This window comes from Sphingomonas lenta (assembly GCF_002288825.1).
Taxonomy (GTDB): Bacteria; Pseudomonadota; Alphaproteobacteria; order Sphingomonadales; family Sphingomonadaceae; genus Sphingomonas; species Sphingomonas lenta.
This window is the reverse complement of sequence record NZ_NSLI01000001.1, coordinates 533,218-553,512: the sequence shown is the minus strand read 5'-3', so window position 1 is coordinate 553,512 and position 20,295 is coordinate 533,218. Positions and strand designations below refer to the sequence as shown.

The 20,295-nt window shown below is 70.8% G+C and carries 22 protein-coding genes and 1 other RNA gene; 14 read left to right on the top strand and 9 right to left on the bottom strand.

The genetic code is table 11. The annotated features are described in order from the left end of the window. The first annotated feature begins 7 nt into the window (after positions 1–7). From CKY28_RS02675 to CKY28_RS02650, 6 genes are read left to right on the top strand one after another with little or no spacing between them, the layout of a single operon-like run. Entirely contained in the window at positions 8–1,024 is a 1,017-nt protein-coding gene (locus CKY28_RS02675; RefSeq protein WP_095996766.1) for an ExeA family protein, read from the top strand. Between the two features lie 12 nt (positions 1,025–1,036). Next, positions 1,037–1,858: an XrtA system polysaccharide deacetylase gene (locus CKY28_RS02670; RefSeq protein WP_095996765.1), complete on the top strand. Its 822-nt coding sequence runs from the start codon at positions 1,037–1,039 to the stop codon at positions 1,856–1,858. After that, positions 1,855–2,901, top strand: a complete 1,047-nt coding sequence (locus CKY28_RS02665; protein ID WP_095996764.1) for a FemAB family XrtA/PEP-CTERM system-associated protein — start codon at positions 1,855–1,857, stop codon at positions 2,899–2,901. The genes CKY28_RS02670 and CKY28_RS02665 overlap by 4 nt, the downstream gene beginning before the upstream one ends. Next, positions 2,898–4,076 (top strand): TIGR03087 family PEP-CTERM/XrtA system glycosyltransferase, encoded by a 1,179-nt coding sequence (locus CKY28_RS02660; RefSeq protein WP_245841517.1) that lies wholly within the window; start codon positions 2,898–2,900, stop codon positions 4,074–4,076. The genes CKY28_RS02665 and CKY28_RS02660 overlap by 4 nt, the downstream gene beginning before the upstream one ends. Beyond that, on the top strand, positions 4,073–5,578 hold the full coding sequence (xrtA, locus tag CKY28_RS02655) for an exosortase A (RefSeq protein WP_245841515.1): 1,506 nt from the start codon (positions 4,073–4,075) through the stop codon (positions 5,576–5,578). The genes CKY28_RS02660 and xrtA overlap by 4 nt, the downstream gene beginning before the upstream one ends. After that, positions 5,578–7,464, top strand: a complete 1,887-nt coding sequence (locus CKY28_RS02650) for an XrtA/PEP-CTERM system amidotransferase (RefSeq protein WP_095996761.1) — start codon at positions 5,578–5,580, stop codon at positions 7,462–7,464. The genes xrtA and CKY28_RS02650 overlap by 1 nt, the downstream gene beginning before the upstream one ends. Here the strand turns inward: CKY28_RS02650 and CKY28_RS02645 are convergent. From CKY28_RS02645 to CKY28_RS02620, 6 genes are all read right to left on the bottom strand, one after another. Further along, complete coding sequence (locus CKY28_RS02645) at positions 7,445–8,413, bottom strand: alpha/beta hydrolase (protein WP_095996760.1); 969 nt, start codon at positions 8,411–8,413, stop codon at positions 7,445–7,447. The two genes, CKY28_RS02650 and CKY28_RS02645, sit on opposite strands and share 20 nt — an antisense overlap. A gap of 206 nt (positions 8,414–8,619) precedes the next feature. Beyond that, complete coding sequence (locus CKY28_RS02640; RefSeq protein WP_095996759.1) at positions 8,620–8,805, bottom strand: hypothetical protein; 186 nt, start codon at positions 8,803–8,805, stop codon at positions 8,620–8,622. Beyond that, entirely contained in the window at positions 8,805–9,230 is a 426-nt protein-coding gene (locus tag CKY28_RS02635; RefSeq protein ID WP_095996758.1) for an MAPEG family protein, read from the bottom strand. The genes CKY28_RS02640 and CKY28_RS02635 overlap by 1 nt, the downstream gene beginning before the upstream one ends. 52 nt (positions 9,231–9,282) lie before the next feature. After that, the gene (locus CKY28_RS02630; protein ID WP_095996757.1) at positions 9,283–9,753 is read right to left on the bottom strand and encodes a GreA/GreB family elongation factor; all 471 of its coding nucleotides are present in this window, start codon (positions 9,751–9,753) and stop codon (positions 9,283–9,285) included. Between the two features lie 146 nt (positions 9,754–9,899). Beyond that, entirely contained in the window at positions 9,900–10,955 is a 1,056-nt protein-coding gene (locus CKY28_RS02625; RefSeq protein WP_095996756.1) for a 1,9-bis(guanidino)-5-aza-nonane synthase, read from the bottom strand. 135 nt (positions 10,956–11,090) lie between these two features. After that, positions 11,091–12,311, bottom strand: a complete 1,221-nt coding sequence (locus CKY28_RS02620; RefSeq protein ID WP_095996755.1) for a type III PLP-dependent enzyme domain-containing protein — start codon at positions 12,309–12,311, stop codon at positions 11,091–11,093. A gap of 137 nt (positions 12,312–12,448) precedes the next feature. Here CKY28_RS02620 and CKY28_RS02615 point away from each other — a divergent pair, with 137 nt between their 5' ends. Together CKY28_RS02615 and CKY28_RS02610 are read left to right on the top strand one after the other, a co-directional pair. Then, positions 12,449–13,411 carry a threonine ammonia-lyase gene (locus CKY28_RS02615; protein ID WP_245841513.1) on the top strand — a complete coding sequence of 321 codons (963 nt, stop codon included), beginning with the start codon at positions 12,449–12,451 and terminating at the stop codon, positions 13,409–13,411. Continuing rightward, complete coding sequence (locus CKY28_RS02610) at positions 13,408–13,587, top strand: hypothetical protein (RefSeq protein ID WP_095996753.1); 180 nt, start codon at positions 13,408–13,410, stop codon at positions 13,585–13,587. The genes CKY28_RS02615 and CKY28_RS02610 overlap by 4 nt, the downstream gene beginning before the upstream one ends. Here the strand turns inward: CKY28_RS02610 and CKY28_RS02605 are convergent. Then, positions 13,584–13,838, bottom strand: a complete 255-nt coding sequence (locus tag CKY28_RS02605; RefSeq protein WP_095996752.1) for a hypothetical protein — start codon at positions 13,836–13,838, stop codon at positions 13,584–13,586. The genes CKY28_RS02610 and CKY28_RS02605 overlap by 4 nt on opposite strands. After that, positions 13,835–14,491, bottom strand: coding sequence for an alpha/beta hydrolase (locus tag CKY28_RS02600; protein WP_095996751.1), 657 nt, complete (start codon positions 14,489–14,491; stop codon positions 13,835–13,837). Before CKY28_RS02600 ends, CKY28_RS02605 begins: the two co-directional genes overlap by 4 nt. Before the next feature lie 84 nt (positions 14,492–14,575). On the opposite strand from CKY28_RS02600, the gene CKY28_RS02595 reads away from it, so the two are divergent. The 6 genes from CKY28_RS02595 to CKY28_RS02570 all read left to right on the top strand — a co-directional run bounded on the left by CKY28_RS02595 (position 14,576) and on the right by CKY28_RS02570 (position 19,468). Further along, a complete protein-coding gene (locus CKY28_RS02595; RefSeq protein ID WP_095996909.1) occupies positions 14,576–15,664 on the top strand; it encodes a cysteine desulfurase family protein in 1,089 nt (362 codons plus the stop codon). Next, positions 15,661–16,743 carry a cysteine desulfurase family protein gene (locus CKY28_RS02590; RefSeq protein ID WP_095996750.1) on the top strand — a complete coding sequence of 361 codons (1,083 nt, stop codon included), beginning with the start codon at positions 15,661–15,663 and terminating at the stop codon, positions 16,741–16,743. The genes CKY28_RS02595 and CKY28_RS02590 overlap by 4 nt, the downstream gene beginning before the upstream one ends. Next, positions 16,740–17,045, top strand: coding sequence for a 2Fe-2S iron-sulfur cluster-binding protein (locus CKY28_RS02585; RefSeq protein ID WP_095996749.1), 306 nt, complete (start codon positions 16,740–16,742; stop codon positions 17,043–17,045). The genes CKY28_RS02590 and CKY28_RS02585 overlap by 4 nt, the downstream gene beginning before the upstream one ends. Positions 17,046–17,080: 35 nt before the next feature. Beyond that, an RNA gene (ffs, locus tag CKY28_RS02580) (signal recognition particle sRNA small type) lies at positions 17,081–17,178 on the top strand. 326 nt (positions 17,179–17,504) lie between these two features. Further along, positions 17,505–19,148 (top strand): DNA polymerase III subunit gamma/tau, encoded by a 1,644-nt coding sequence (locus CKY28_RS02575; protein WP_095996748.1) that lies wholly within the window; start codon positions 17,505–17,507, stop codon positions 19,146–19,148. Then, positions 19,145–19,468: a YbaB/EbfC family nucleoid-associated protein gene (locus CKY28_RS02570; protein ID WP_095996747.1), complete on the top strand. Its 324-nt coding sequence runs from the start codon at positions 19,145–19,147 to the stop codon at positions 19,466–19,468. Before CKY28_RS02575 ends, CKY28_RS02570 begins: the two co-directional genes overlap by 4 nt. A gap of 145 nt (positions 19,469–19,613) precedes the next feature. On the opposite strand, the gene mtgA is transcribed toward CKY28_RS02570, so the two are convergent. Next, complete coding sequence (mtgA, locus tag CKY28_RS02565) at positions 19,614–20,291, bottom strand: monofunctional biosynthetic peptidoglycan transglycosylase (protein WP_095996746.1); 678 nt, start codon at positions 20,289–20,291, stop codon at positions 19,614–19,616. Between the last annotated feature and the right edge of the window lie 4 nt (positions 20,292–20,295).

The window sequence follows — 20,295 nt, the reverse complement described above, 5'->3', positions numbered from 1 at the left end:
TCGGCCCATGTACGAAGAGCATTTCGGCCTTTCGGGCCGCCCCTTCCAGCTCACGCCGGACCCGCACTTCTGGTACGAGACGGCGACGCACCGCAAGGCGATGGCGTATCTCGGCTACGGCCTGGCGCAGGGCGAGGGCTTCATCGTCATCACCGGCGACATCGGCGCGGGCAAGACGACGCTCGTCGGGCACCTGCTCGACGAGATCGACCGGACGGCGTTGAATCCGATCACCGTCATGTCGAGCGCGATCGAGGCGGACGACCTGCTCCGCATCGTGGCGACGGGGCTGAATGTCGATCCCGCGGGGCTCGCCAAGGCGCAGCTCCTCCTCGCGATCGAGCGCGGGCTCCACGCGGTGGCGCGGTCGGGGCGGCGCACGCTCCTGATCGTCGACGAGGCGCAGGCGCTGCCCGTCTCCGCGCTGGAGGAGCTCAGGATGCTGAGCAACTTCGGGGCGGGCGGGCACGCGCTGCTGCAGATCGTGCTGCTCGGCCAGCCCGAGTTCCGCGACCGGTTGCAGGGTGAGGAGCGGCTGGAGCAGCTGCGCCAGCGCGTGATCGCGATCCACCATCTCGACCCGATGAACGAGGACGAGGTCGCCGATTACATCGCGCACCGGCTGTCGCTGGTGGGCTGGAACGGGCGGCCGGACTTCGCCGACGACGCGTTCCAGGCGTTGTACGAGGGATCGGCGGGCGTGCCGCGGCGGCTCAACCAGCTAGCCGGGCGCGTGATGCTGCACGCCGCGATGCAGGAGCTGGAGCTGATCGACGCGGGCGCGGTGGCGGCGGTGCTGGCCGACATGCGCGCGGACATGCGCGTCGTCGAGTCGGTCGCGGCCGAGCCGGCGGGCGCGGTGCCGCTCCGCCCCGACGTCGAGCGCAAGATCGCCGCGCTTGAGAAGCGGATCGAGGTGCAGGAAGCCGCGCTCAAGCGCGTGCTGGCGCTGCTGGTCGAGTGGATCGAGGGCGACCTGGAGCCGCCCGCCTCCGCCGAGCCTTTCCGCGGCCGCGCCGCGTAACGGAGCCGCCCCATGCTCAACGGCATGAGCGTCGACGTGGAGGACTGGTTCCAGGTCGGCGCGTTCGAGCGCGTCATCGATAAGGCCGACTGGGACGGGCTGGAGCGGCGCGTCGAGCGCAACACGGACGCGGTGCTGGAGCTGTTCGCGGAAGAAGGCGTGCACGCGACCTTCTTTACGCTGGGTTGGGTCGCGGAGCGGCATCCGGAGCTGATCCGGCGGGTCGTGGGGGCGGGCCATGAGGTGGCGAGCCACGGCTGGGATCATCGGCGCGTCTTCACCATGACGGCGGACGAGTTCCGGGCGGATATCCGTCGCGCGCGGGCGGCGCTGGAGGACGCGGGCGGGATGCGGATCACCGGCTACCGCGCGCCGAGCTTCTCGATCGACGCGCGCACGCCTTGGGCGCACCAGGTGCTAGCGGAGGAGGGCTACGCCTACTCCTCCAGCGTGGCACCTGTCCGGCACGACCATTATGGCTGGCGCGACGCGCCGCGCTATGCGTTCCGGCCGCTCGCCGACGCTTCGCTGGTCGAGGTGCCGGTCACCGTCGCCGAAATCGCCGGGCGCAGGCTGGCGACGGGCGGCGGCTTCTTCCGGCTGCTGCCGGCGGCGATCACCGACTATGCAGTGCGGCAGGTGAACGGGCAGGGGCGGCCGGCGATGTTCTACTTCCACCCGTGGGAGATCGACCCGGACCAGCCGCGCGTGCGCGGTGCGCCGCTTAGGTCGCGAGTGCGGCACTATTCGCGGTTGGGCGCGATGGCGGGCAAGCTGCGCGGGCTCCTGCGGCGGCATCGGTGGGGCCGGGTCGACGCGGCTGTCGCGGCGTGACGTTCCAGTCGGCCATAGCCCGCGCCGCCGTGCGCGAGGCGGACCTGCGCGACGACCGCGAGTGCGCGCGCATCGACGCGTTCGTGAGCGAGCGGGCGGGCTCGCCTTTCCACCTCACCGCCTGGAGCCGCGCGGTCGAGCGCGGGTGCGGGCAGCGGGCGCGGTACCTAGTCGCGGAGCGGCCCGGCGGCGTGATCGCGGGCGTTCTGCCGCTGACCGAGATGCGCTCGGCGCTGTTTGGGCGCGCGCTGGTGTCGGCAGGGTTCGCGGTGGACGGCGGCGTGCTGGGCGACGCGGTCGAGCCGTTCGCGGGCGCGGCGTGGGACTTGGCGCGGCGGCTCGGCGTGCCGGAGGTGGAGCTGCGCGGCGGGCCGGCGCCGGCCGGCTGGACGGTCGACTATGACAGCTATCTCGACTTCGCGCGGCCGCTCGCGGCGGATGAGGAGGCCGAGCTGAAGGCGATCCCGCGCAAGCAGCGCGCCGAGGTGCGGAAGTCGCTCGGGTTCGAGCTGGAGGTGGCGATCGGGCGCGACCGGGCGGCATTGATGGAGCATCACCGCGTCTACGCCGAGTCGGTCCGTAACCTGGGTACGCCCGTCTTCCCCGCCGCGCTGTTCCGCGCCGTCGCGGAGACGATGGACGCCGACGTGCTGACCGTCAGGCACCGGGGCCGGGCAGTCGCGAGCGTGCTGAGCCTGTACGCGAACGGGACCGTTTACCCCTATTGGGGCGGCGGCACGCTGACGGCGCGCGAGCTGCGTGCGAACGACCGCATGTACTTCGCGCTGATGGCGCATGCCCGCGCGCGGGGCTGCACGCGCTTCGACTTCGGCCGCTCCAAGGTCGGCACGGGCGCGGCGGCGTTCAAGAAGAATTGGGGCTTCGAGCCGACGCCGCTGGCCTATGCCAAGCGGAGCGACGGGCCGGCGCGGGCGGTGAACCCGCTCAACCCAAAGTACGCGCTGATGGTGGCGACGTGGAAGCGTCTGCCGCTGCCGATCGCCAATGCGCTGGGGCCGTGGATCGCCCGAGGTCTGGGGTGAGCGACCTCCTGTTCCTGGCGCACCGCGCCCCGTTCCCGCCCGATCGCGGGGACAAGATCAGGAGTTTCCATGTGCTGCGGCACCTGGCCGAGCGGGCGCGGGTGCACCTGGTCGCGTTCGGCGAAGGTGAGACCGATCGGGAGCCGACGCGCGAGCTGGCCGAGCGACTGGCGTCCTGGACCATCGTGCCGCGCGTGAAATCGCGGGGGCGAGCGCTGGCCGAGGCGTTGGCGACGGGCAGGCCCGTGTCGCTGACCGTCTTCGCCGACCGGCGACTCGCGGCGGCGGTGGAGCGGGTACGGCGGGAGCACGCGGTCGCGACGACCTACGCCTTCTCCGGGCAGATGGCGCAGTACGCGTCGGGCCGCATAATCATGGATTTTGTCGACGTCGATTCGGCCAAGTTCGCGCAGATGGCCGAGCGCGCGCGCGGACCGATGCGCTGGGTGCTTCGGCGCGAGGCGCGGCTGCTGGGGGGGTACGAGCGCGCTGTCGCCGAGCGGGCGGAGGCTAGTCTGTTCGTGACCGACGCCGAAGCGGCGCTGTTCCGCGCAGGCGGGGGCGGGGGCAAGGTGCTGGCGGTCGAGAACGGGATCGACTCGCGGCTGTTCGATCCCGCAGCCGTAGAGCCGGTGCGGAGAGCCGGGCCGCTGATCGTGTTCACGGGACAGATGGACTATCCGCCTAATATTGAGGCGGTCGCCTGGTTCGCTGAGCGGGTGCTGCCGACCGTGCGGGCGCGTCACCCTGACGCGACGTTCGCGATCGTCGGTCGCGCGCCGACGACGCGCGTACGGGCGTTGGCGGGCGAGGGCGTGCTCGTGACGGGCGAGGTGCCGGACGTTCGGCCCTGGCTCGCGGCGGCGAACGTCGTCGTCGCGCCGCTCCGGCTCGCGCGCGGGGTGCAGAACAAGGTGCTCGAAGCGATGGCGATGGCGCGGCCCGTCTTGGCCTCGCCCGCCGCGGCGGAGGGGATCGACCACGCGGGCACGCTCCGGTTCGCGGACGAGGATTTCGCGGGAGCGGTATGCGACCTGCTGGGCGACCGCGCCGCCGCGGAAGCGCTCGGGACCCAGGCGCGGGCGCAGGTGATCGCGCGCTACGGCTGGGACGCGCGGCTCGCGCCCCTCGACACATTGCTGGGCCTCGCCGAGCCGGTGCGGTGGGCGGCGTGACGGTCGCCGTCCCTGTAGGGGCGTTCGCGCCGGCGTCGGCGTGGCGGGCGCACGAGGCCGCGCTCGCGTTGGCGGTGCTGGCGATCATAGCGCTGTTCTGGGCCGACGCGGCCGACCTCGCGCGCATCTGGTGGACGAGCACGACCTATGGCCATTGCTTGTTCGTGCCACCGGTGGTGGGGTGGCTCGTCTGGCAGCGGCGGCGCGAGCTGGCGCAGCTGACGCCGATCGCGTGGTGGCCGGGATTGCTGGGCGTCGCCGCGGGCGGGTTCGCGTGGCTGCTGGGCGACGCGGGCGGTGTGGCGCTCCTCCGACATCTCGGGCTGGTTGTGGCGCTGCAGGGCGCGATCGTCGCGCTGCTCGGGCCGAATGTTGCACGCGCGCTGCTTTTCCCGCTCGGCTACGTGCTGTTCGCCGTGCCGTTCGGGCAGGACATGGAACCGCCGCTCCAGCGGGTGACGGTCGCGATCGTCATGCCGCTGCTCGACCTGGTTGGCGTGCCCGCGCGGGTCGACGGCGTGCTGATCCAGGCGGGGCGCTACTGGTTCGAAGTGGCGGAGGCGTGTTCGGGGTCGAAGTTCGTGCTCGCCATGCTGGCGTTCGGGACGCTGGTCGCGGGGACGTGCTTCCACTCGTGGCGGCGACGGGCGGCGTTCATGCTGGCGTGCGTCGTCGTGCCGGTGCTCGCCAACGGGGTGCGGGCGTTCGGGACGATCTGGGCGGCGGAGCTGACCTCGATCGAGGCGGCGGCGGGGTTCGACCACATCGTCTTCGGCTGGGTGTTCTTCGCGCTCGTCATGGCGGGCGTACTGGCGCTGGCCTGGCCCTGGTTCGACCGCGCGCCGGACGAGCCGGCGTTCGATCCGGCGCAGCTGCAGGGCCCCGTGCGCCATAGGCTCGACCTGCTGCCGGCGGCATTGCTCGTCGTCGCGACGGGGGCCGCGGCACCGGCCTGGAGCGTGGCGATCGGCGGGCGGGCGCAGTCGCTCCCGAGCCGCATCTATCTGCCCGACCTGCCCGGCTGGACGCGCGCGTCGCTGAGCCGGACGGCGGCGTGGGAGCCGCGCTATCTGGGTGCGGATCACCGCTTGCTCGGCCGCTACGTCGACGGGCGCGGGCGCGCGGTAGACATGGCGGTCGCTGTGTACGGCGTCCAAGAGGAAGGGCGCGAGCTCGTCGCGTTCGGCGTCGGCATTGACGAGCGCTGGCGGCGCGTGGCGGACGAAGCGCCGGTCGCGGGCGGATCGGTGACGCGCATCACCGCACCGGGCCCGGTGGAGCGCACGGTCGCGACATGGTACCGCGTCGGCGGAGTGACCACCGCCGACCCCGCCCGCGTCAAATTCGAGACCGCCCGCGCCCGCCTCCTCGGCGCTCGCCAGGGCGCGGCCGCGCTGCACCTGTCGGCCGAGGGACGCCAAGCGCGTGAAACGATCGAGGCGTTCGCGCGCGATCTCGGCGACCTCGACCGCGCGATCGACCGGACGGCGGGCCTCGACTGATGTGCGGCATCGCCGGCATTTTCCATCCCGGCGTGGCGAAGCCTGTCGATCCCGCCCGGGTCGGCGCGATGATCGCCGCCATGCCGCACCGCGGGCCGGACGGGGAGGGCGTGTGGACCGCGCCGGGCGTCGGCTTCGGCCACCGACGGCTGTCGATCATCGACCTGGAGGGCTCGCCCCAGCCCATGTCGGACGGGCACCTGACCGTCACCTATAACGGCGAGATCTACAACTTCGCCGAGCTGCGGGCGGAGCTGCAGGCGGGCGGCGCTCGATTCTGGACCGAGGGCGACACCGAGGTGCTGCTCCACGGCTGGCGCGCCTGGGGGCCGGGCATGCTCGATCGGCTCAACGGCATGTTCGCCTTTGCGCTCCACGATGGCCAGGCGCGCACGCTGTTCCTCGCGCGCGACCGGCTGGGCGTGAAGCCGCTCCACTATGCCGAGCTGTCCGACGGATCGCTCGCCTTCGCGAGCGAGCTCAAGGGCCTGCTCGCCCACCCGCTGCTCCGGCGCGAGGCGGACCTGTCGGCGGTCGAGGACTATCTGGGGCTCGGCTACGTCCCGGACGACGCGTGCCTCGTCGCGGGCGTGAAGAAGCTGCCCGCCGGCCACTTCCTGCTCGTCGAGCGCGGCAAGCCCGTGCCGCAGCCCCGGCGCTGGTGGGAGGTCGATTTCTCCAACCGCGCCGCGGGCAAGGCGGACGCGCTGGGCGAGGAGCTGGTCGAGCGCATGCGCGCCGCCGTGCGCAGCCGCATGGTCGCCGACGTGCCGCTCGGCGCGTTCTTATCGGGTGGTGTGGACAGCTCGGCGGTCGTGGCGCTCATGGCGGAGGCGTCGACCGCTGCGGTTAAAACCTGCACCATCGGCTTCGACGAGGCGGGTCACGACGAGCGCGCGCACGCCGACAGCGTGGCGCAGCGCTTCCGCACCGACCACCGCACGCGCGTCGTCCGGCCCGACGACTTCCAGCTGATCGATACGCTGACGCACCACTTCGACGAACCTTTCGCCGATGCGTCCGCGCTCGCGACCTATCAGGTGTCCGCGCTCGCCCGCGAGAACGTCACGGTGGCGCTGTCGGGCGACGGCGCGGACGAGGCGCTGGCGGGCTACCGCCGCTACAGGTTCCACGCCGCCGAGGAGCGCGTCCGCAACCTGCTTCCCGCCGACACGCGCGGGCGGCTGTTCGGGACGCTCGGCCGCTACTATCCCAAGGCCGACTGGGCGCCGCGCCCGCTGCGCGCCAAGTCGACGCTGCTCGCGCTCGCGGCGAGTGGGGAGGAGGGATACGCCCGCGCCGTCGGCGTCACCGCGCCCGAGTTGCGCGGCCGCCTCTTCTCCGACGCGGCGCGCCGTGCGCTCGGCGGCCACCGCGCCGAGGACCGCTACGTCCAGACGATGCGGTCCGCACCCGGCCGCGACGCGCTCGACCGCGCGCAGTACGCCGATCTCAAGCACTGGCTGCCGGGCGACATCCTGACCAAGGTCGACCGCACCAGCATGGCCGTCTCGCTGGAGGCGCGCGAGCCGCTGCTCGACCACCGGCTGATCGAGTTCTGCGCGACGCTCCCCGCCGACCTCCGCCTGCGCCGCGGCGAGGGCAAGTGGCTGATGAAGCGCGGGCTGGAACGCCACCTGCCGCGCGACATCCTGTACCGGCCCAAGATGGGCTTCGTCACCCCGATCAGCGCCTGGTTCCGCGGCCCGCTCGCGGACGCGGCGGCGGGCCTCGGCCGCTCGCGCGTGCTGGAGGGGACCGGCTGGTTCGACATGCCCGCGCTTACCGCCCTCGCCGCCGACCACCGCGCCGGCCGCGCCGAGCACGGGCGCACGCTCTGGCAGTTCTTGATGCTCGAACGGAGCCTCAGCCGCCTGTTCGGCTGACCGCGTCGCGCGTCCAGCGCTCGAACAGCTCGGTCCAGAGCCGGGCGGGCGAGCGCTCGGGGGCGTTGAGCGCGCCGAAGCCGTGCCCGCCGCGGTCGAACAGATGCGTCTCCACCGGCACCTTGGCCGCGCGCGCGGCGGCGACCATGTCGAGCACCTGCTCCACGGGTACGACCGTGTCGTCCATGGCGTGCACCATGAACAGCGGCGGCGTGGCGGCGGTGACGCGGCGCGGCGTGTCGTAGCGCGCGGCGATGGCCGGGTCGGGCGTGGGGCCGATCAGCGAGTCGCTCGACCCGCGATGCGCGGAGAGCGTCGTGAGGCTCGTCACCGGATAGACCAGCCCGGAATAGGCGGGCCGCGCCGATTGACGGTCGGCCGCGTCCAGCGGCCGGTACACGCGGTCGTCGTGCCCGACCGTCAGCGACGCCGCCAAGTGCCCGCCCGCCGAGAAGCCGAGCACGCCGAGCCCCGCGGGATCGACGCCGTACCGGCGCGCATCGGCGCGGATCAGCCGCATGGCGCGCTGCGCGTCCTGGAGCGGCACGTCCGCCCGGTCGGCCCAGCCTTCGCCCGGCAGCCGGTAGGCGAGCGCGAACACCGTGATCCCCGCCGGGTTTAGCGCGCGGGCGACGTTGATCCCTTCGTTCTCGATGGAGACGAATCGGTAGCCGCCGCCGGGGATCGACAGCACGGCGCGGCCGTCGGGGCGGGCGGGTCGGTACACGCCGACGACCGGCTCGGCGACGCCCGTGAGCCACAGCTCGCGCTCGCTGCGGGGATCGCCGGGCCGCGGCGCAGGCAGGCGCGCGCCGGCGCCGGGTGGCCGACCGGGCCAGAGCTTGAAGTGCTCGGCGGGCGGCCAGGCAGGCGACGCGCCCTGCGCGCGGGCGGGGGAGGCGAAGGGCAGGGCGGCCGTGGCCCCGAGCAGCGTGCGACGGTCGATCATGCCGCCAGCTTGGCCCTGTCAGGGCATACCGGGCAAGATCCTGATCACCGTCACCCCGGACTTGTTCCGGGGTCCATCGCTGTCCGAGCGAACTGTTCGCGGTTCAAGGTGCCGACGGTCGTGCGCACTTCCGGGCGTACCATGCGCACGACGATGGACCCCGGAACAAGTCCGGGGTGACGGCAGGAGTGTGGGTAGGGGCAGGTCTACCGCAGCTTCGCGATCGACAGCCCGTCTTGCTTGGCGCGATCCTTGGTGGACTCCTCAGACCGCTTCAGCGCCTTGGCGATCGCCTTTAGCGCCATGCCCTTCTTCGCCATGGTGTGGAGCTTCTGGATCTCGTCGGGCGTCCAGGGCTGGCGGTGGCGCTCGAAACCTTCACCCTTGGCCATCAGAACACCGCCATCGCGGCGTGCAGCGTCAGCGCCGCGAGCGCGAGCGTCGAGAGCACGAAGAACAGGAAGCGCCAGGCGACCCGGTTGACCGTCGTCTGCACAAGGCTGTGCAGGATCCGGAACGCGACATAGGCCCAGGCGAGCGCGACGTTGAACGGATGGGCCGGGCCGACCGCAGTCAGCACCAAGCAGATAGCGTAGAACAGCACCGGCTGCTCGACGAGGTGATTGTAGTTGTGCGCCTTCCACTGCGCCGCAGAAGGCAGGACGCGGTCGGCGTCGGATCCCTTGGAGCCGACCAGCTTGCGAAGGTCGACCCCCGCCGCCTTCATGGCCGGGAGCCGAACGGCGATGGCCCAGGCCAAGATGACCAACGTCCAGCCGATCAGGACCACCATCGGCTGCAGCATCGTGCGGTCCATCAACTCTCCCCCGATCACCCCGGGGAGAGGCTGGCGCATCGCGACGCCGATCTCAAGCCTTCTCGTCGGATGCTACCTCAAGTATCTCCAGCGCTTCGACGACGCCGTTGAAGTCCACGCGCTCGCCCTCGACCGCGCCCAGCAGCACGCGGGCGAGCGGCGCCTGGAAGCCGATCCGGCCCGTCGCCGGGTCGGCCTCGTCGGTCCCGACGATCTCGATGGTGCGGGCCTGCGTGCCCTGTCGGAAGGTCACGCGCGATCCGATGCCGACCTCGCCGGGCGCGGGCGGCTCGGCGAGCTCGGCGGTCGCGCGTCGCGTCCGCCAGTAGCGCAGGTCGCGCTCGAACGACTGGCGGCGCGGCTCGTCCGCCTCGGCCGCGACCGCCGCCTCCAGCTCCTCGACCTTAGCGTCGATGAGCTGCTTACCGCGCGGCGTCACCAAGTTCGGGCCGGGCGGGATCGGCAGCTCGAATTTGGGCTCCAGATGCTCCTCGTCGCTCTCGCGACGGAACGCCACGCTCATTCACACCTCCCGACCTAGGGGGCGTAGGATCATCCCACGCCCGTAGGCCGTCACGGGAGTCAATCCCGTGACGTCGAACGCGAGCGGACGCTCGCGCCGGCCGGCCTTCGCGGCCTCGCGGACAGCTCTCGCTGTCCGCGTGCCGCTCAGGCGAACAGCTTCGCCCAGCGCCGTACCGGGCGATCCTTCCAGAGGCCGCGGTGATACGCGTCGGACGCCAGCAGGGGCATCACCGACCCGGCTTCCGCGAACACCATCTGCTCGAGCGCGGTCGAGACCTTGCCCCAGCTCGCCGCCTCCTTGAGCGTCGAGGACGAGCAAGCGCCGTCGCGCACGTCGGCCACCGTGATCTGCACGGCGTACTTGTGCACTTCCACGTCCTCATGGCCCAGGATCTCGGCGCAGACGACCGTGTCCTGGATGAAGTTCTTCGGCACGCCGCCGCCGATCATCAAGAGGCCCGTCGAGCCCGCCGCGATCTTGATGTCCGTCAGCTCGCGGAAATCGGCGATCGCGTCGATCGTGAGGTAGGGCTTGCCGGCCTTCATGGCGTCGACCTGGTGCTTTACCAGCCCGAAGCCCGCCGAGGAGTCGACGAACGCCGGGCAGAAGATCGGCACGTCATGCTCATAGGCGAGCTTGACGAGGCTGTTCTCCTTCTTGCCGTGCTCGACCAGGTACTTGCCCATCTCGCGGATGAACGCGCGCGAGGAGTACGCCTTAGGCTCCAGCGAGTTCGCGATCGCGTTGATCGTGAAGTCGCAGTCCTGGAGCTGCTCCTCGTCGATATACGTGTCGTAGATGCGGTCGATGTAGAGCGAGCGCAGGACGTTGTCGTCCGGGATCTCGTTCGCCTGGTAATGCTTGTGGCCCAGGCCCTCGAAGAAATCCATGTCGACGACCGTGGCGCCGGTCGCGACGATGCCATCGACCATGTTGTTGCGCACCAGCTCGGCGTACAGGTCCATGCACCCGCCCGCCGAGGTCGAGCCCGCGATGACGAGGAAGATGGAGCAGTCGGGGTCGGCGAGCATCTGATTGTAGATGCCCGTCGCGCGCGCGAGGTCGCGGCTGGTGAAGCTCATCTTGTCCATCGCGTCGATGATCGGACGCGCGTCGAAGGACTTGATATCGATATGCTCCACCTGGCGCGACAGCAGCTCGGCCTTGCGGGTGTCGTTGATCTTGCTGATCTCGTTCATGTCAGTTCCGTTTGCTTCACAAGAACCGCCGTCGTTTTGGGGACGCGGAAACCCAATGCAGGCGGGCGCGCCCGCCGCTATTCTTTCGTCACCCCGGAGCGCGGCCCCGGGTTGACGTCGTTTGGCTGAGCGCCGTTACAGCTTGACGACGTTCGCGGCCACCCGGGGCGCGGCCTCGGTGTACATGCTCACCATCGGCTCGTCCTCGACGACCACCGTCTCGTCCGATCCGAACCCGTTGAACGCGGTCCGCATCGCCGATCCGTAGGCGCCGAGCATCCCGATCTCGAGATAGTCGCCCGCCTGCACGTCGGCCGGTAGGTGGAACGGACCCGCCATGCGGTCGAGATCGTCGCAGGTCGGCCCGTAGAAGGAGAACGCCATCTCTTTCGCCCGGCTGTCCGGTTCGCGGAGCAGGGTGACGGGAAAGCGCCAGCCCAGATGCGCCGCGTCGAACAGCGCGCCGTACGCGCCGTCGTTAATGTACAGCTCGTTGCCCCGACGCTTCTCCACGCGCACCACGACCGAGCTGTACTCGGCGCAGAGCGCACGGCCCGGCTCCGCCCAGAGTTCCGCCGAGTAGGAGATCGGCAGGTTCTCGAACGCGCGGTGGATCGTGTCGAAGTAGCGCTCCAGCGCCGGCGGCTCCATGCCGGGATAGTGCGACGGGAAGCCGCCGCCCACGTCCACGACGTCGACCACCACGCCGGCCTCGACGATCGCCGCGCGCACGCGGTCCATCGCGAAGGCGTAGGCGTCGGGCGTCATCGCCTGGCTGCCGACATGGAAGCAGACGCCGAGGCTGTCCGCCACTTGGCGGGTCGCCATCAGCAGCGGCTTCACGTCAGCACCCGACGCGCCGAACTTCGCGCCCAGCGACAGCTTCGAGTAGTCGCTCGACACCTGCAGACGGACGCAGAGCGTCAGGTCCTCGGCCCCGCCGGTCGCGCGGACGATCTTGTCCAGCTCCTCGAGCGAGTCGAGCGAGAAGACGCGCACGCCGTGCTCGTGATACGCCTCGCGGATGACCTCCTCCGCCTTGACCGGGTGCATGAGGCACAGCGTCGCGCCCGGCAGGGTACGGCTGAGCAGCCGCACCTCGCCGATCGAGGCGACGTCGTAGTGCGTCACGCCCGCATCCCACAGGACGCGGAGCAGGTCGGGCGACGGATTGGCCTTTACCGCATACATTGTACGGCCCGGAAACTTCTCCGTGAAGAAGCGGGCCGCGCGAGCGGCGGCGTGCGGACGAACGAGCGTGACCGCTTGGACCGGGCGTTGCTTAGCGATTTCGTATCCGGTGATACCGGTCGAAAGGGTGGTCGCTAACCCCAGCGCGCTATGATGCTTGTGCAACTCAAGGGACCTCCAATGCCCGTAGGCGACGACAGAAAAAGCTGCCTTGCGGTTGGAAGTCCCATGGGGCAGCGGAGGCGCGATTTATGAGGGGGGACCCCCCATGTAAAGACCCTTGTGCCGGTCGGAGACAGATTGTGACGTTTGTGCGACAGCCTACCCGGGCCGGGGTCCGCGACGCGGCAGACAAGCTCGCGAAAACGCTGCCGCCCGCGCCGCTTTTCACGGCCGACTTCAAGGGCATGACGGTCGCTTTTAAGGCCGAGTCGCTGCAGCCCATGGGTGCCTTCAAGGTACGCGGCGCGTGGCACCGTTTGACGGCGCTCGACGGCGACGCGCGGCGGCGGGGCGTGGTGGCCTTTTCATCCGGCAATCACGCGCAGGGGGTGGCCTGGGCGGCCAAGCGACTCGGCATCGCCGCCACGATCGTGATGCCGCACGACGCGCCCAAGGTGAAACGCGACGCGACCATGGCGTTGGGCGCGGAGGTCGTCGGCTACGACCGCAAGACGGAAAGCCGCGAGCAGATCGCCGCCCGCCTGGCGGAGGCGAGGGGCGCGACTTTGGTGCCGAGCTTCGACGATCCCTGGATCATCGAGGGCCAGGGCTCGGCGGGCGTGGAGGCGGCTTGGCAGATGGAGCGCATAGGCTTGCCCGCGCCCGCCCACGTCGTGGTGCCGTGCGGCGGCGGCGGACTAGCGGCGGGGATCGCGCTGGCGCTGCCCGACGCACGCGTGACGGTGGTCGAGCCGGAGGGCTGGGACGACATGCGCCGCAGCCTGGAGGCGAGCTGGATCGAGCCCGTCGGTGCGAACCCGCCCGCGACCGCCTGCGACTCGCTCCAGACGCTGGAAGTGTCGCCGCTGACGTTCGACGTCCTCTCCCGCCGCGACGCGCAGGGCGTCGCCGTGTCGGAGGCGGAGACGGCGGCCGCGCAACGCTGGGCGGCGGAGCGCCTGCGGCTCGTGATCGAGCCCGGCGGCGCGGTCGCGCTCGCGGCGCTGCTCGCGGGCAAGGTGCGGCCGGAGCCGGGGCTGCTGGTGGTGCTGTCGGGCGGGAACGTCGACCTCGACGCCTATGCGCGGGTGCTGGCCGGGTGAACGGGCCGCTCGGTACGATCGCCAGCGCCGCGCCGGGCGTCGCGATGCTCGGCTTCTTCGCGTGCCTGGCGGGCGGCGGCTACCTCGTCGTGAAACGGCGCGACGTGAAGAAGGGCGCGCTGATGCTGGTGATGGCGGCGGTGCTGCTGACGAACGTCCTTATCTGGACGCTCTAGCCGTCCACGCGCTCGCCCTTGCGCCGGACCAGCGGCACGAGCACGGCCCACGGTGCCGCGATCGCAAGCAACAGCGCCGCGACGCCCAACGCCGGATTAGTGAGCATCAGCTCCCGCACGATCGGCATCGGCAGAAGCGGTAGAACGATCAGAGCAGCGAGCGCGGCCCAGCCTTGCCACCTGACCGGCCAGGCGCGGAAGTAACCCCGGCCGACATAGTAGCGGAACCAGGGCTCGCCCTCGCGGCTCACTTGATCGGCGACTTCGGATCCAGCCGCATATCCAGATACTTATCCACGCTTTCCATCAGCTCCGGCATCTCGTTCTCGAAGAAGTGGTTCGCCTTCGGAATCGTGTCGTGATGAATCGTGATGTGCTTCTGCGTCCGTAACTTGTCGACGAGCTTCTGAATCGCCGGCGGCGTCGCGACCTCGTCGTTCTCGCCCGCGATCAGAATGCCCGACGCGGGGCAAGGGGCGAGGAAGGTGAAGTCGTACATGTTGGCCGGCGGCGCGACCGAGATGAAGCCGCGCACCTCGGGACGGCGCATCAGCAGCTGCATGCCGATCCACGCGCCGAAGCTGACGCCCGCGACCCAGGTCGTCGACGCCTCCGGATGGAAGCTCTGCACCCAGTCGAGCGCGGAGGCCGCGTCCGAGAGCTCGCCCACGCCGTTGTCGAACACGCCCTGGCTCTTGCCCACGCCGCGGAAGTTGAAGCGCAACGTCGCGAAGCCGCGGCGCTGGAACGTCTTGTAGAGCGCCTGCACGATATGGTTGTTCATCGTGCCGCCGGACTGCGGGTGCGGGTGCAGGATCATCGCGACGGGCGCGCGCGGGCGGGCGGCGGGGGCGAAACGCCCTTCGAGTCGGCCCTCGGGGCCGGGGAAGATGACTTCGGGCATGTTGTTTCCTGCAACGGGACGGTCGGGGTGAACCCCCGAGAATGGCGCGCTATATAGGCGCAGCCCGTGTGATTGGAACCTGTGTTGCCGGACCGCATCTACCTAGACCACGCCGCGACCACCCCCGTCCGTCCCGAAGCGGTACGCGCGACCGCCGAGGCGATGGCGCGCTGGGCGAACCCCAGCTCCCCGCATGGCGAGGGCAGGGCGGCGAGGCGCGAGCTGGAGGACACGCGCGCCGCGATCGCGTCGGCGTACGGCTGGACCGGCTCCGTGCTGCTGACGAGCGGCGCGAGCGAGGCGCTGGCGATCGCGCTCGGCCGCGCGCAGGTCGAGCGGCGCGCGATCAACGCCGTCGAGCACGACGCCGTGTTCCGCGCCGCGGACGACGCCGAGGTGCTGCCCGTCGGGGCCGACGGCCTGCTCTCGACTCAAGCGCTCGACGCGTTCCTCGCCCAGCCCGGCCGGGCGCTCGTCGCCGCGCAGTGGGCGAACAGCGAGACGGGCGTGCGCCAGCCGATCGCCGCCATCGCCGATCGCGTACACGCGGCCAGACACCTGCTGCTCGTCGACGCGGCGCAGATGCCCGCGGGCGCGGACCCAGACGTCATGGCGCACGCCGACTTCGTCGCCGTCTGCGCCCACAAGCGCGGCGGCCCGCCGGGCGTCGGCGCGCTGCTGGTCCGTGACCTGGGCGCGCTCGCGCCGACGGGCGGTCAGGAGTTCGGCTACCGCGCCGGCACGGAGAACGCGCCCGCCGCCGCCGGCTACGCCGCCGCGCTTAAGCTTCCCGAGCCGATCGAGCGCTGGACGGCCCTTCGCGAGCGACTGGACGACGCGGTGCGCCGGTCGGACGGGCAGGTGGTCGGCGACGGTTCGCCCCGCCACCCCGCGGTCGGCGCGTACCGCATGCCGGGCACCGCGTCGGCGGCGCAGCTCATCCGCTTCGACCTAGCGGGCTTCGCGGTCTCGGCGGGCAGTGCCTGCGCCAGCGGGAGCATGAAGCCGAGCCACGTGCTGGCCGCTCTGGGCTGGACGGAGAAGGCCGGTCGCGAGGTCGTGCGCGTCAGCTTCGGCCGTGACACGAGCGAGGAAGAGATCGAGGCGTTCATCATCGCCTGGCGCCGCATCGCGCGTGAGACTCGAAGCGTTCTCGGGAACTTCGCCGCGTGACCTATCTCGACTATCAGGCGACCACGCCGCTCGCGCCCGAAGCGTTCGACGCCATGCTGCCCTGGCTCCGCGACCAGCACGCCAACCCGCACTCGCCGCACCGCGAAGGCCGCCGCGCCCGCGCCGCCGTGGAGGTCGCGCGCGGCCAAGTCACGGCGCTGCTCCCGGCGGGCGGCAAGCTCGCCTTCACCAGTGGTGCTACCGAGTCGCTCAATTGGGCGATCAAGGGCACGGCCGGCCCAATCGTCACGCTAGCGACCGAGCACGCGGCGACGCTCGACACGGTCGCCGCGACGGGGCGGCCGGTGACGGTGCTGCCGGTGCGGCCGGACGGGCTCGTCGACCTGAACGTCGCGGTGGAGGCGATCCGGCCCGGCACGGGGCTCGTCGCGGCGCTGCTGGGCAATAATGAGATCGGCGTCATCCAGCCGATCACCGAATTGGCGGACCTCGCGCACGCGGCCGGCGCACTGTTCCTGTGCGACGCCGTCCAGGGCTACGGCCGCGTGCCCATCCCGCATAATGTCGACCTGGTCGCCGTCTCCGCGCACAAGGTGCACGGGCCCAAGGGCGTCGGCGCGCTCTGGATCCGCGACGGCGTCCGACTGGCGTCACTGCTCCACGGCGGCGGGCAGGAGGACCCGGGCCGATCCGGCACGCTCAGCCCCGCGCTCTGCGCCGGCTTCGGCGCGGCGGCGAGGTTGATGCGCGAGCGGGCTAACGAAGACCGCGCCCATGTCGAGCGCCTGTTCGCGGCCGCGCTCGAACGGCTCGGGCCGGACTGGACGGTCAACGGCTCGGTCGAGCGGCGGTACAAGGGCAACCTCAACGTGCGCCGCCCAGGGCTCGACGTGGCGCGGCTCATGTCCGAGCTGCGCGACGTCAGCTTCTCGGCCGGCTCCGCCTGCGCCAGCGGCTCCGGCCGCCCTAGTCACGTGCTCCGCGCAATCGGCCTGTCGGACGCGGAGGCGCGGAACAGCATCCGCCTCGGCTTCGGCCGCTACACGACGGAGGAGGAACTGCTGGACGCGATCGACCGCATCAACGCCGCCGCGGCGGGCCAGCGGATCGCGGCATGATCCACGTGCGGTTCGTGGGTGCCGACGGCTCGGTGCAGGAGGCGGGAGGCGTCGAAGGCGTGCGCCTGCTCGACGTGGCGCAGGCCGCGGGGCAGCCGCTCGAGGGCACGTGCGACGGCGACATGGCCTGCGCGACGTGCCACGTGGTCGTCGATGCGGCCGACTTCGACCGCCTGCCGCCTGCGGGCGAGGAGGAGGAGGAGCTGCTCGACCTCGCCTACAACGCGACGCGGACGAGCCGGCTGGCGTGCCAAATCAGGCTCACGCCCGCGCTGGACGGGCTGACGGTGCGGGTGCCCTGAGCTTGCCTTTCGGGCGCGGTCCCGCCATATGCGGCGGCGGAAGTCGGGCGGACGTGGTCGTCGCCAACCCGGTCAGATCCGGAAGGAAGCAGCCGTAACGATTCCGCCACGGGTCGTTCCGGCTTCCACCGCGCAGCGCGCACGCGGCCAGCAAAGCTGGCCACGAGACGCGCAAGCGCGGCCGGCGGGTCGCCCAGCCGACCCGTCCGACGACGCGGCTTCGCCGCGGCGCTGCTTACCCCTTCCATTTTCCTCCTTCGTCATGCCGGACTTGTTCCGGCATCCATCGTCGTGCGTACGATCCCGCCGGTGTGCGCGTCCGACGATGTACTCCAGAACAAGTCCGGGGTGACGGGTGGGGGCGTGCACAAGTAGGCTCGCCTCCAACAAACCCCTGTCCTACCGCCCTCGCATCCGCCAGAGTCCCCCCGTGCCCCACTCGAATCGCCTTCACACCTGATGGCCACCTCGCTCGGCCTCGACGAACCCCCGCAGCCCCAGACCGCGGCTTACCGCGTCCTCGCGCGTAAATACCGGCCGCAGACCTTCTCGGAGCTGATCGGCCAGGATGCGATGGTCCGCACGCTCGGCAACGCTATCAAGCGCGGTCGGCTCGCCCACGCCTTTTTGATGACCGGCGTCCGCGGCGTCGGCAAGACCTCGACCGCCCGCCTCATCGCCAAGGCGCTGAACTGCATCGGCCCGGACGGGCAGGGCGGCCCGACGATCGACCCGTGCGGGCTTTGCGAGCCCTGCCGCGCCATCGCGGAAGGCCGCCACATCGACGTGATCGAGATGGACGCCGCGTCGCACACCGGCGTCGACGACGTCCGCGAGATCATCGAGGCGTCGCGCTACGCCGCCGTCTCCGCGCGCTACAAGATCTACATCGTGGACGAAGTCCACATGCTCTCCAAGAACGCGTTCAACGCGCTCCTGAAGACGCTGGAGGAGCCGCCCGCGCACGTGAAATTTCTGTTCGCCACGACCGAGGTGAACAAGGTCCCGATCACCGTCCTGTCGCGCTGCCAGCGCTTCGACCTGCGCCGCATCCCGGCAGAGCTGCTGGCCGAGCACTTCGCCGAGGTCTGCCGCAAGGAGGGCGTCTCCGCCGAGCCCGAGGCGCTGATGCTGGTCGCCCGCGCCGCCGAGGGCTCGGCGCGCGACGGCCTGTCGATCCTCGACCAGGCGATCGCGCACGCCGACCTGGAGGGCGGGGGTGTCTCCGCCGACGCCGTGCGGCAGATGCTGGGCCTATCCGACCGCGGCGCGGTGCGCGACCTGTTCGCGCTGCTGCTCGCCGGCGACGGGGCGGGGGCGCTTCAGGCGCTCAGGCGGCAGTATGATTACGGCGTCGACCCGCTCGGCGTGTTCCGCTCGTTGCTCGAGACGGTGCACGGCGTCACGCTCGTCAAAGTCGGCACCGCGCCCGACCTGGCGCAGCCCGACGAGGAACGCGCGGCATACGCCGACTGGGCGGCCAAGCTGTCCTTCCCCGCGCTCCACCGCCTCTGGCAATTGATGCTGAAAGGTCATGAGGAGGTCGCGCGCGCATCCCTGCCGATCGAGGCGGCGGAGATGGCGCTGCTCCGCGTCGTCCACGCCTCGACGCTCCCCGATCCGGGCGAGCTCGCGCGGCGGATGGCGGGCGAAGGTGGGACAGCGATTCAGTCTCACTCCGCGTCAAGCTCGTCAAAGTCGTCACCTTCGGAGCCCGCCGCGGCGCCCCAGCCGACCGCGCCCGCCGAGTTCGCCGGCCTCGTCGCGCTGCTGGAAAACGAGAAGCAACATGCGCTTGCGGAACGGTTGAAAATTTCTGGAAGCGTAATTCGGTATGCGCCGCCTGAACTCGTGCTGTCGAGCACGCGCCCGCTCCCCGCGGACTTTACACGTGTTCTTTCCGAGGCGCTGCGCGGTGCGACTGGTCAGAACTGGCGCGTTGCACTCGAGGATACTTCCGGGCAGCCAACGTTGCGTGAACAAGAGAAGTCAGAGATGGAAGCGGAACGCCGGGCGGTGCTCGATAGTCCTCTCGTCAAGGCCGCGTTCGACGCGTTCCCCGACGCCGAGCTGATCGACTGGAAGAACGGAGTAGCACAGTGAAGAACTTGGACGAGATCATGGCCATGGCGCAGAACGTCCAGGCCCAACTCCAGGAAGCGCAAGCGAACCTTGATAAGATCGAGGTCGAGGGCCAGTCCGGTGGCGGTATGGTGAAGGTCCGGGCATCCGCCAAGGGCCGCATCATCGCCGTCGACATCGACCCGTCGCTGCTCCAGCCGTCCGAGAAGCAGATGCTGGAGGACCTGGTCGCCGCCGCCTTCAACGACGCCCGCGCCAAGGCGGACGCCGCGTCGGGCGAGGAGATGAGTAAGATGTCCGCAGGCATCCCGCTCCCGCCGGGATTTAAGCTTCCTTTTTAACTTCTTACCCCTCTCCTGCTTTCGCGGGAGAGGGTGGCCGAGCGCAGCGAGGTCGGGTGAGGGCCTGTTCATCGGGATGCGCCCTGCTCAGGCCCTCACCCTGCGGCTGCGCCGCTGTCCCTCTCCCGCGAAAGCGGGAGAGGGGCTAGTCGTACAAGCACCGATCCAACCCCTCGCGCCGCACCACGGCCACCTGCCGCGCGAGCCGGTTCCCGTGCCGCCGCGTGAACCCGCTAGGCGAAACAGCCTCTCGCTTCTTCGGCAGCGGCAGCACCGCCGCGATCCGCCCCGCCTCGGTCGGCGACAGCTGCTTGGCCGAGTGCCCGAAGTAACGCTGCGCCCCGGCCTCCGCCCCGTAGGTGCCGATCCCGGTCTCGGCGACATTGAGGTACACCTCCATGATGCGTCGCTTGTCCCAGATGAGCTCGATCAACACCGTGAACCATGCCTCCAGCGCCTTCCGGAAATAGCCACCGCCCTGCCACAGGAACGCATTCTTCGCCGTCTGCTGGCTGATCGTCGACCCGCCACGGATGCGCCCGCCCTTCATGTTGCTCGCCGCCGCCCCGGCGATCGCGCGGAAGTCGAAGCCGTCGTGGGTGCAGAAGCGCGAGTCTTCGCCCGCGATGGCGGCGCGCGCCATGTCGGGGTCGATCCGGTCGAGCGAAGTCCAGTCCTTGGTCACGCCCCGCCCGGCGAACAGGTCGCCCGCCATCGTCGCGGTGAACGGCACGGGCACGAAGCGGTAGATTAGGACCCAGAGCACGGAGATCAGCACGAACCCGATCACGGCCTTGAACAGGATGCGGAAGAACCGGAACATGGCC

Excerpts from the sequence above, each read along its gene's own strand:
- CKY28_RS02600 (WP_095996751.1), bottom strand. The coding sequence starts at position 14,491 with ATGCCCGAAGTCATCTTCCCCGGCCCCGAGGGCCGACTCGAAGGGCGT.
- CKY28_RS02675 (WP_095996766.1), top strand. The coding sequence starts at position 8 with ATGTACGAAGAGCATTTCGGCCTTTCGGGCCGCCCCTTCCAGCTCACG.
- CKY28_RS02640 (WP_095996759.1), bottom strand. The coding sequence starts at position 8,805 with ATGGCCAAGGGTGAAGGTTTCGAGCGCCACCGCCAGCCCTGGACGCCC.
- CKY28_RS02630 (WP_095996757.1), bottom strand. The coding sequence starts at position 9,753 with ATGAGCGTGGCGTTCCGTCGCGAGAGCGACGAGGAGCATCTGGAGCCC.
- CKY28_RS02635 (WP_095996758.1), bottom strand. The coding sequence starts at position 9,230 with ATGGACCGCACGATGCTGCAGCCGATGGTGGTCCTGATCGGCTGGACG.
- CKY28_RS02670 (WP_095996765.1), top strand. The coding sequence starts at position 1,037 with ATGCTCAACGGCATGAGCGTCGACGTGGAGGACTGGTTCCAGGTCGGC.
- CKY28_RS02650 (WP_095996761.1), top strand. The coding sequence starts at position 5,578 with ATGTGCGGCATCGCCGGCATTTTCCATCCCGGCGTGGCGAAGCCTGTC.
- CKY28_RS02575 (WP_095996748.1), top strand. The coding sequence starts at position 17,505 with ATGGCCACCTCGCTCGGCCTCGACGAACCCCCGCAGCCCCAGACCGCG.
- CKY28_RS02585 (WP_095996749.1), top strand. The coding sequence starts at position 16,740 with ATGATCCACGTGCGGTTCGTGGGTGCCGACGGCTCGGTGCAGGAGGCG.
- mtgA (WP_095996746.1), bottom strand. The coding sequence starts at position 20,291 with ATGTTCCGGTTCTTCCGCATCCTGTTCAAGGCCGTGATCGGGTTCGTG.
- CKY28_RS02625 (WP_095996756.1), bottom strand. The coding sequence starts at position 10,955 with ATGAACGAGATCAGCAAGATCAACGACACCCGCAAGGCCGAGCTGCTG.
- CKY28_RS02645 (WP_095996760.1), bottom strand. The coding sequence starts at position 8,413 with ATGATCGACCGTCGCACGCTGCTCGGGGCCACGGCCGCCCTGCCCTTC.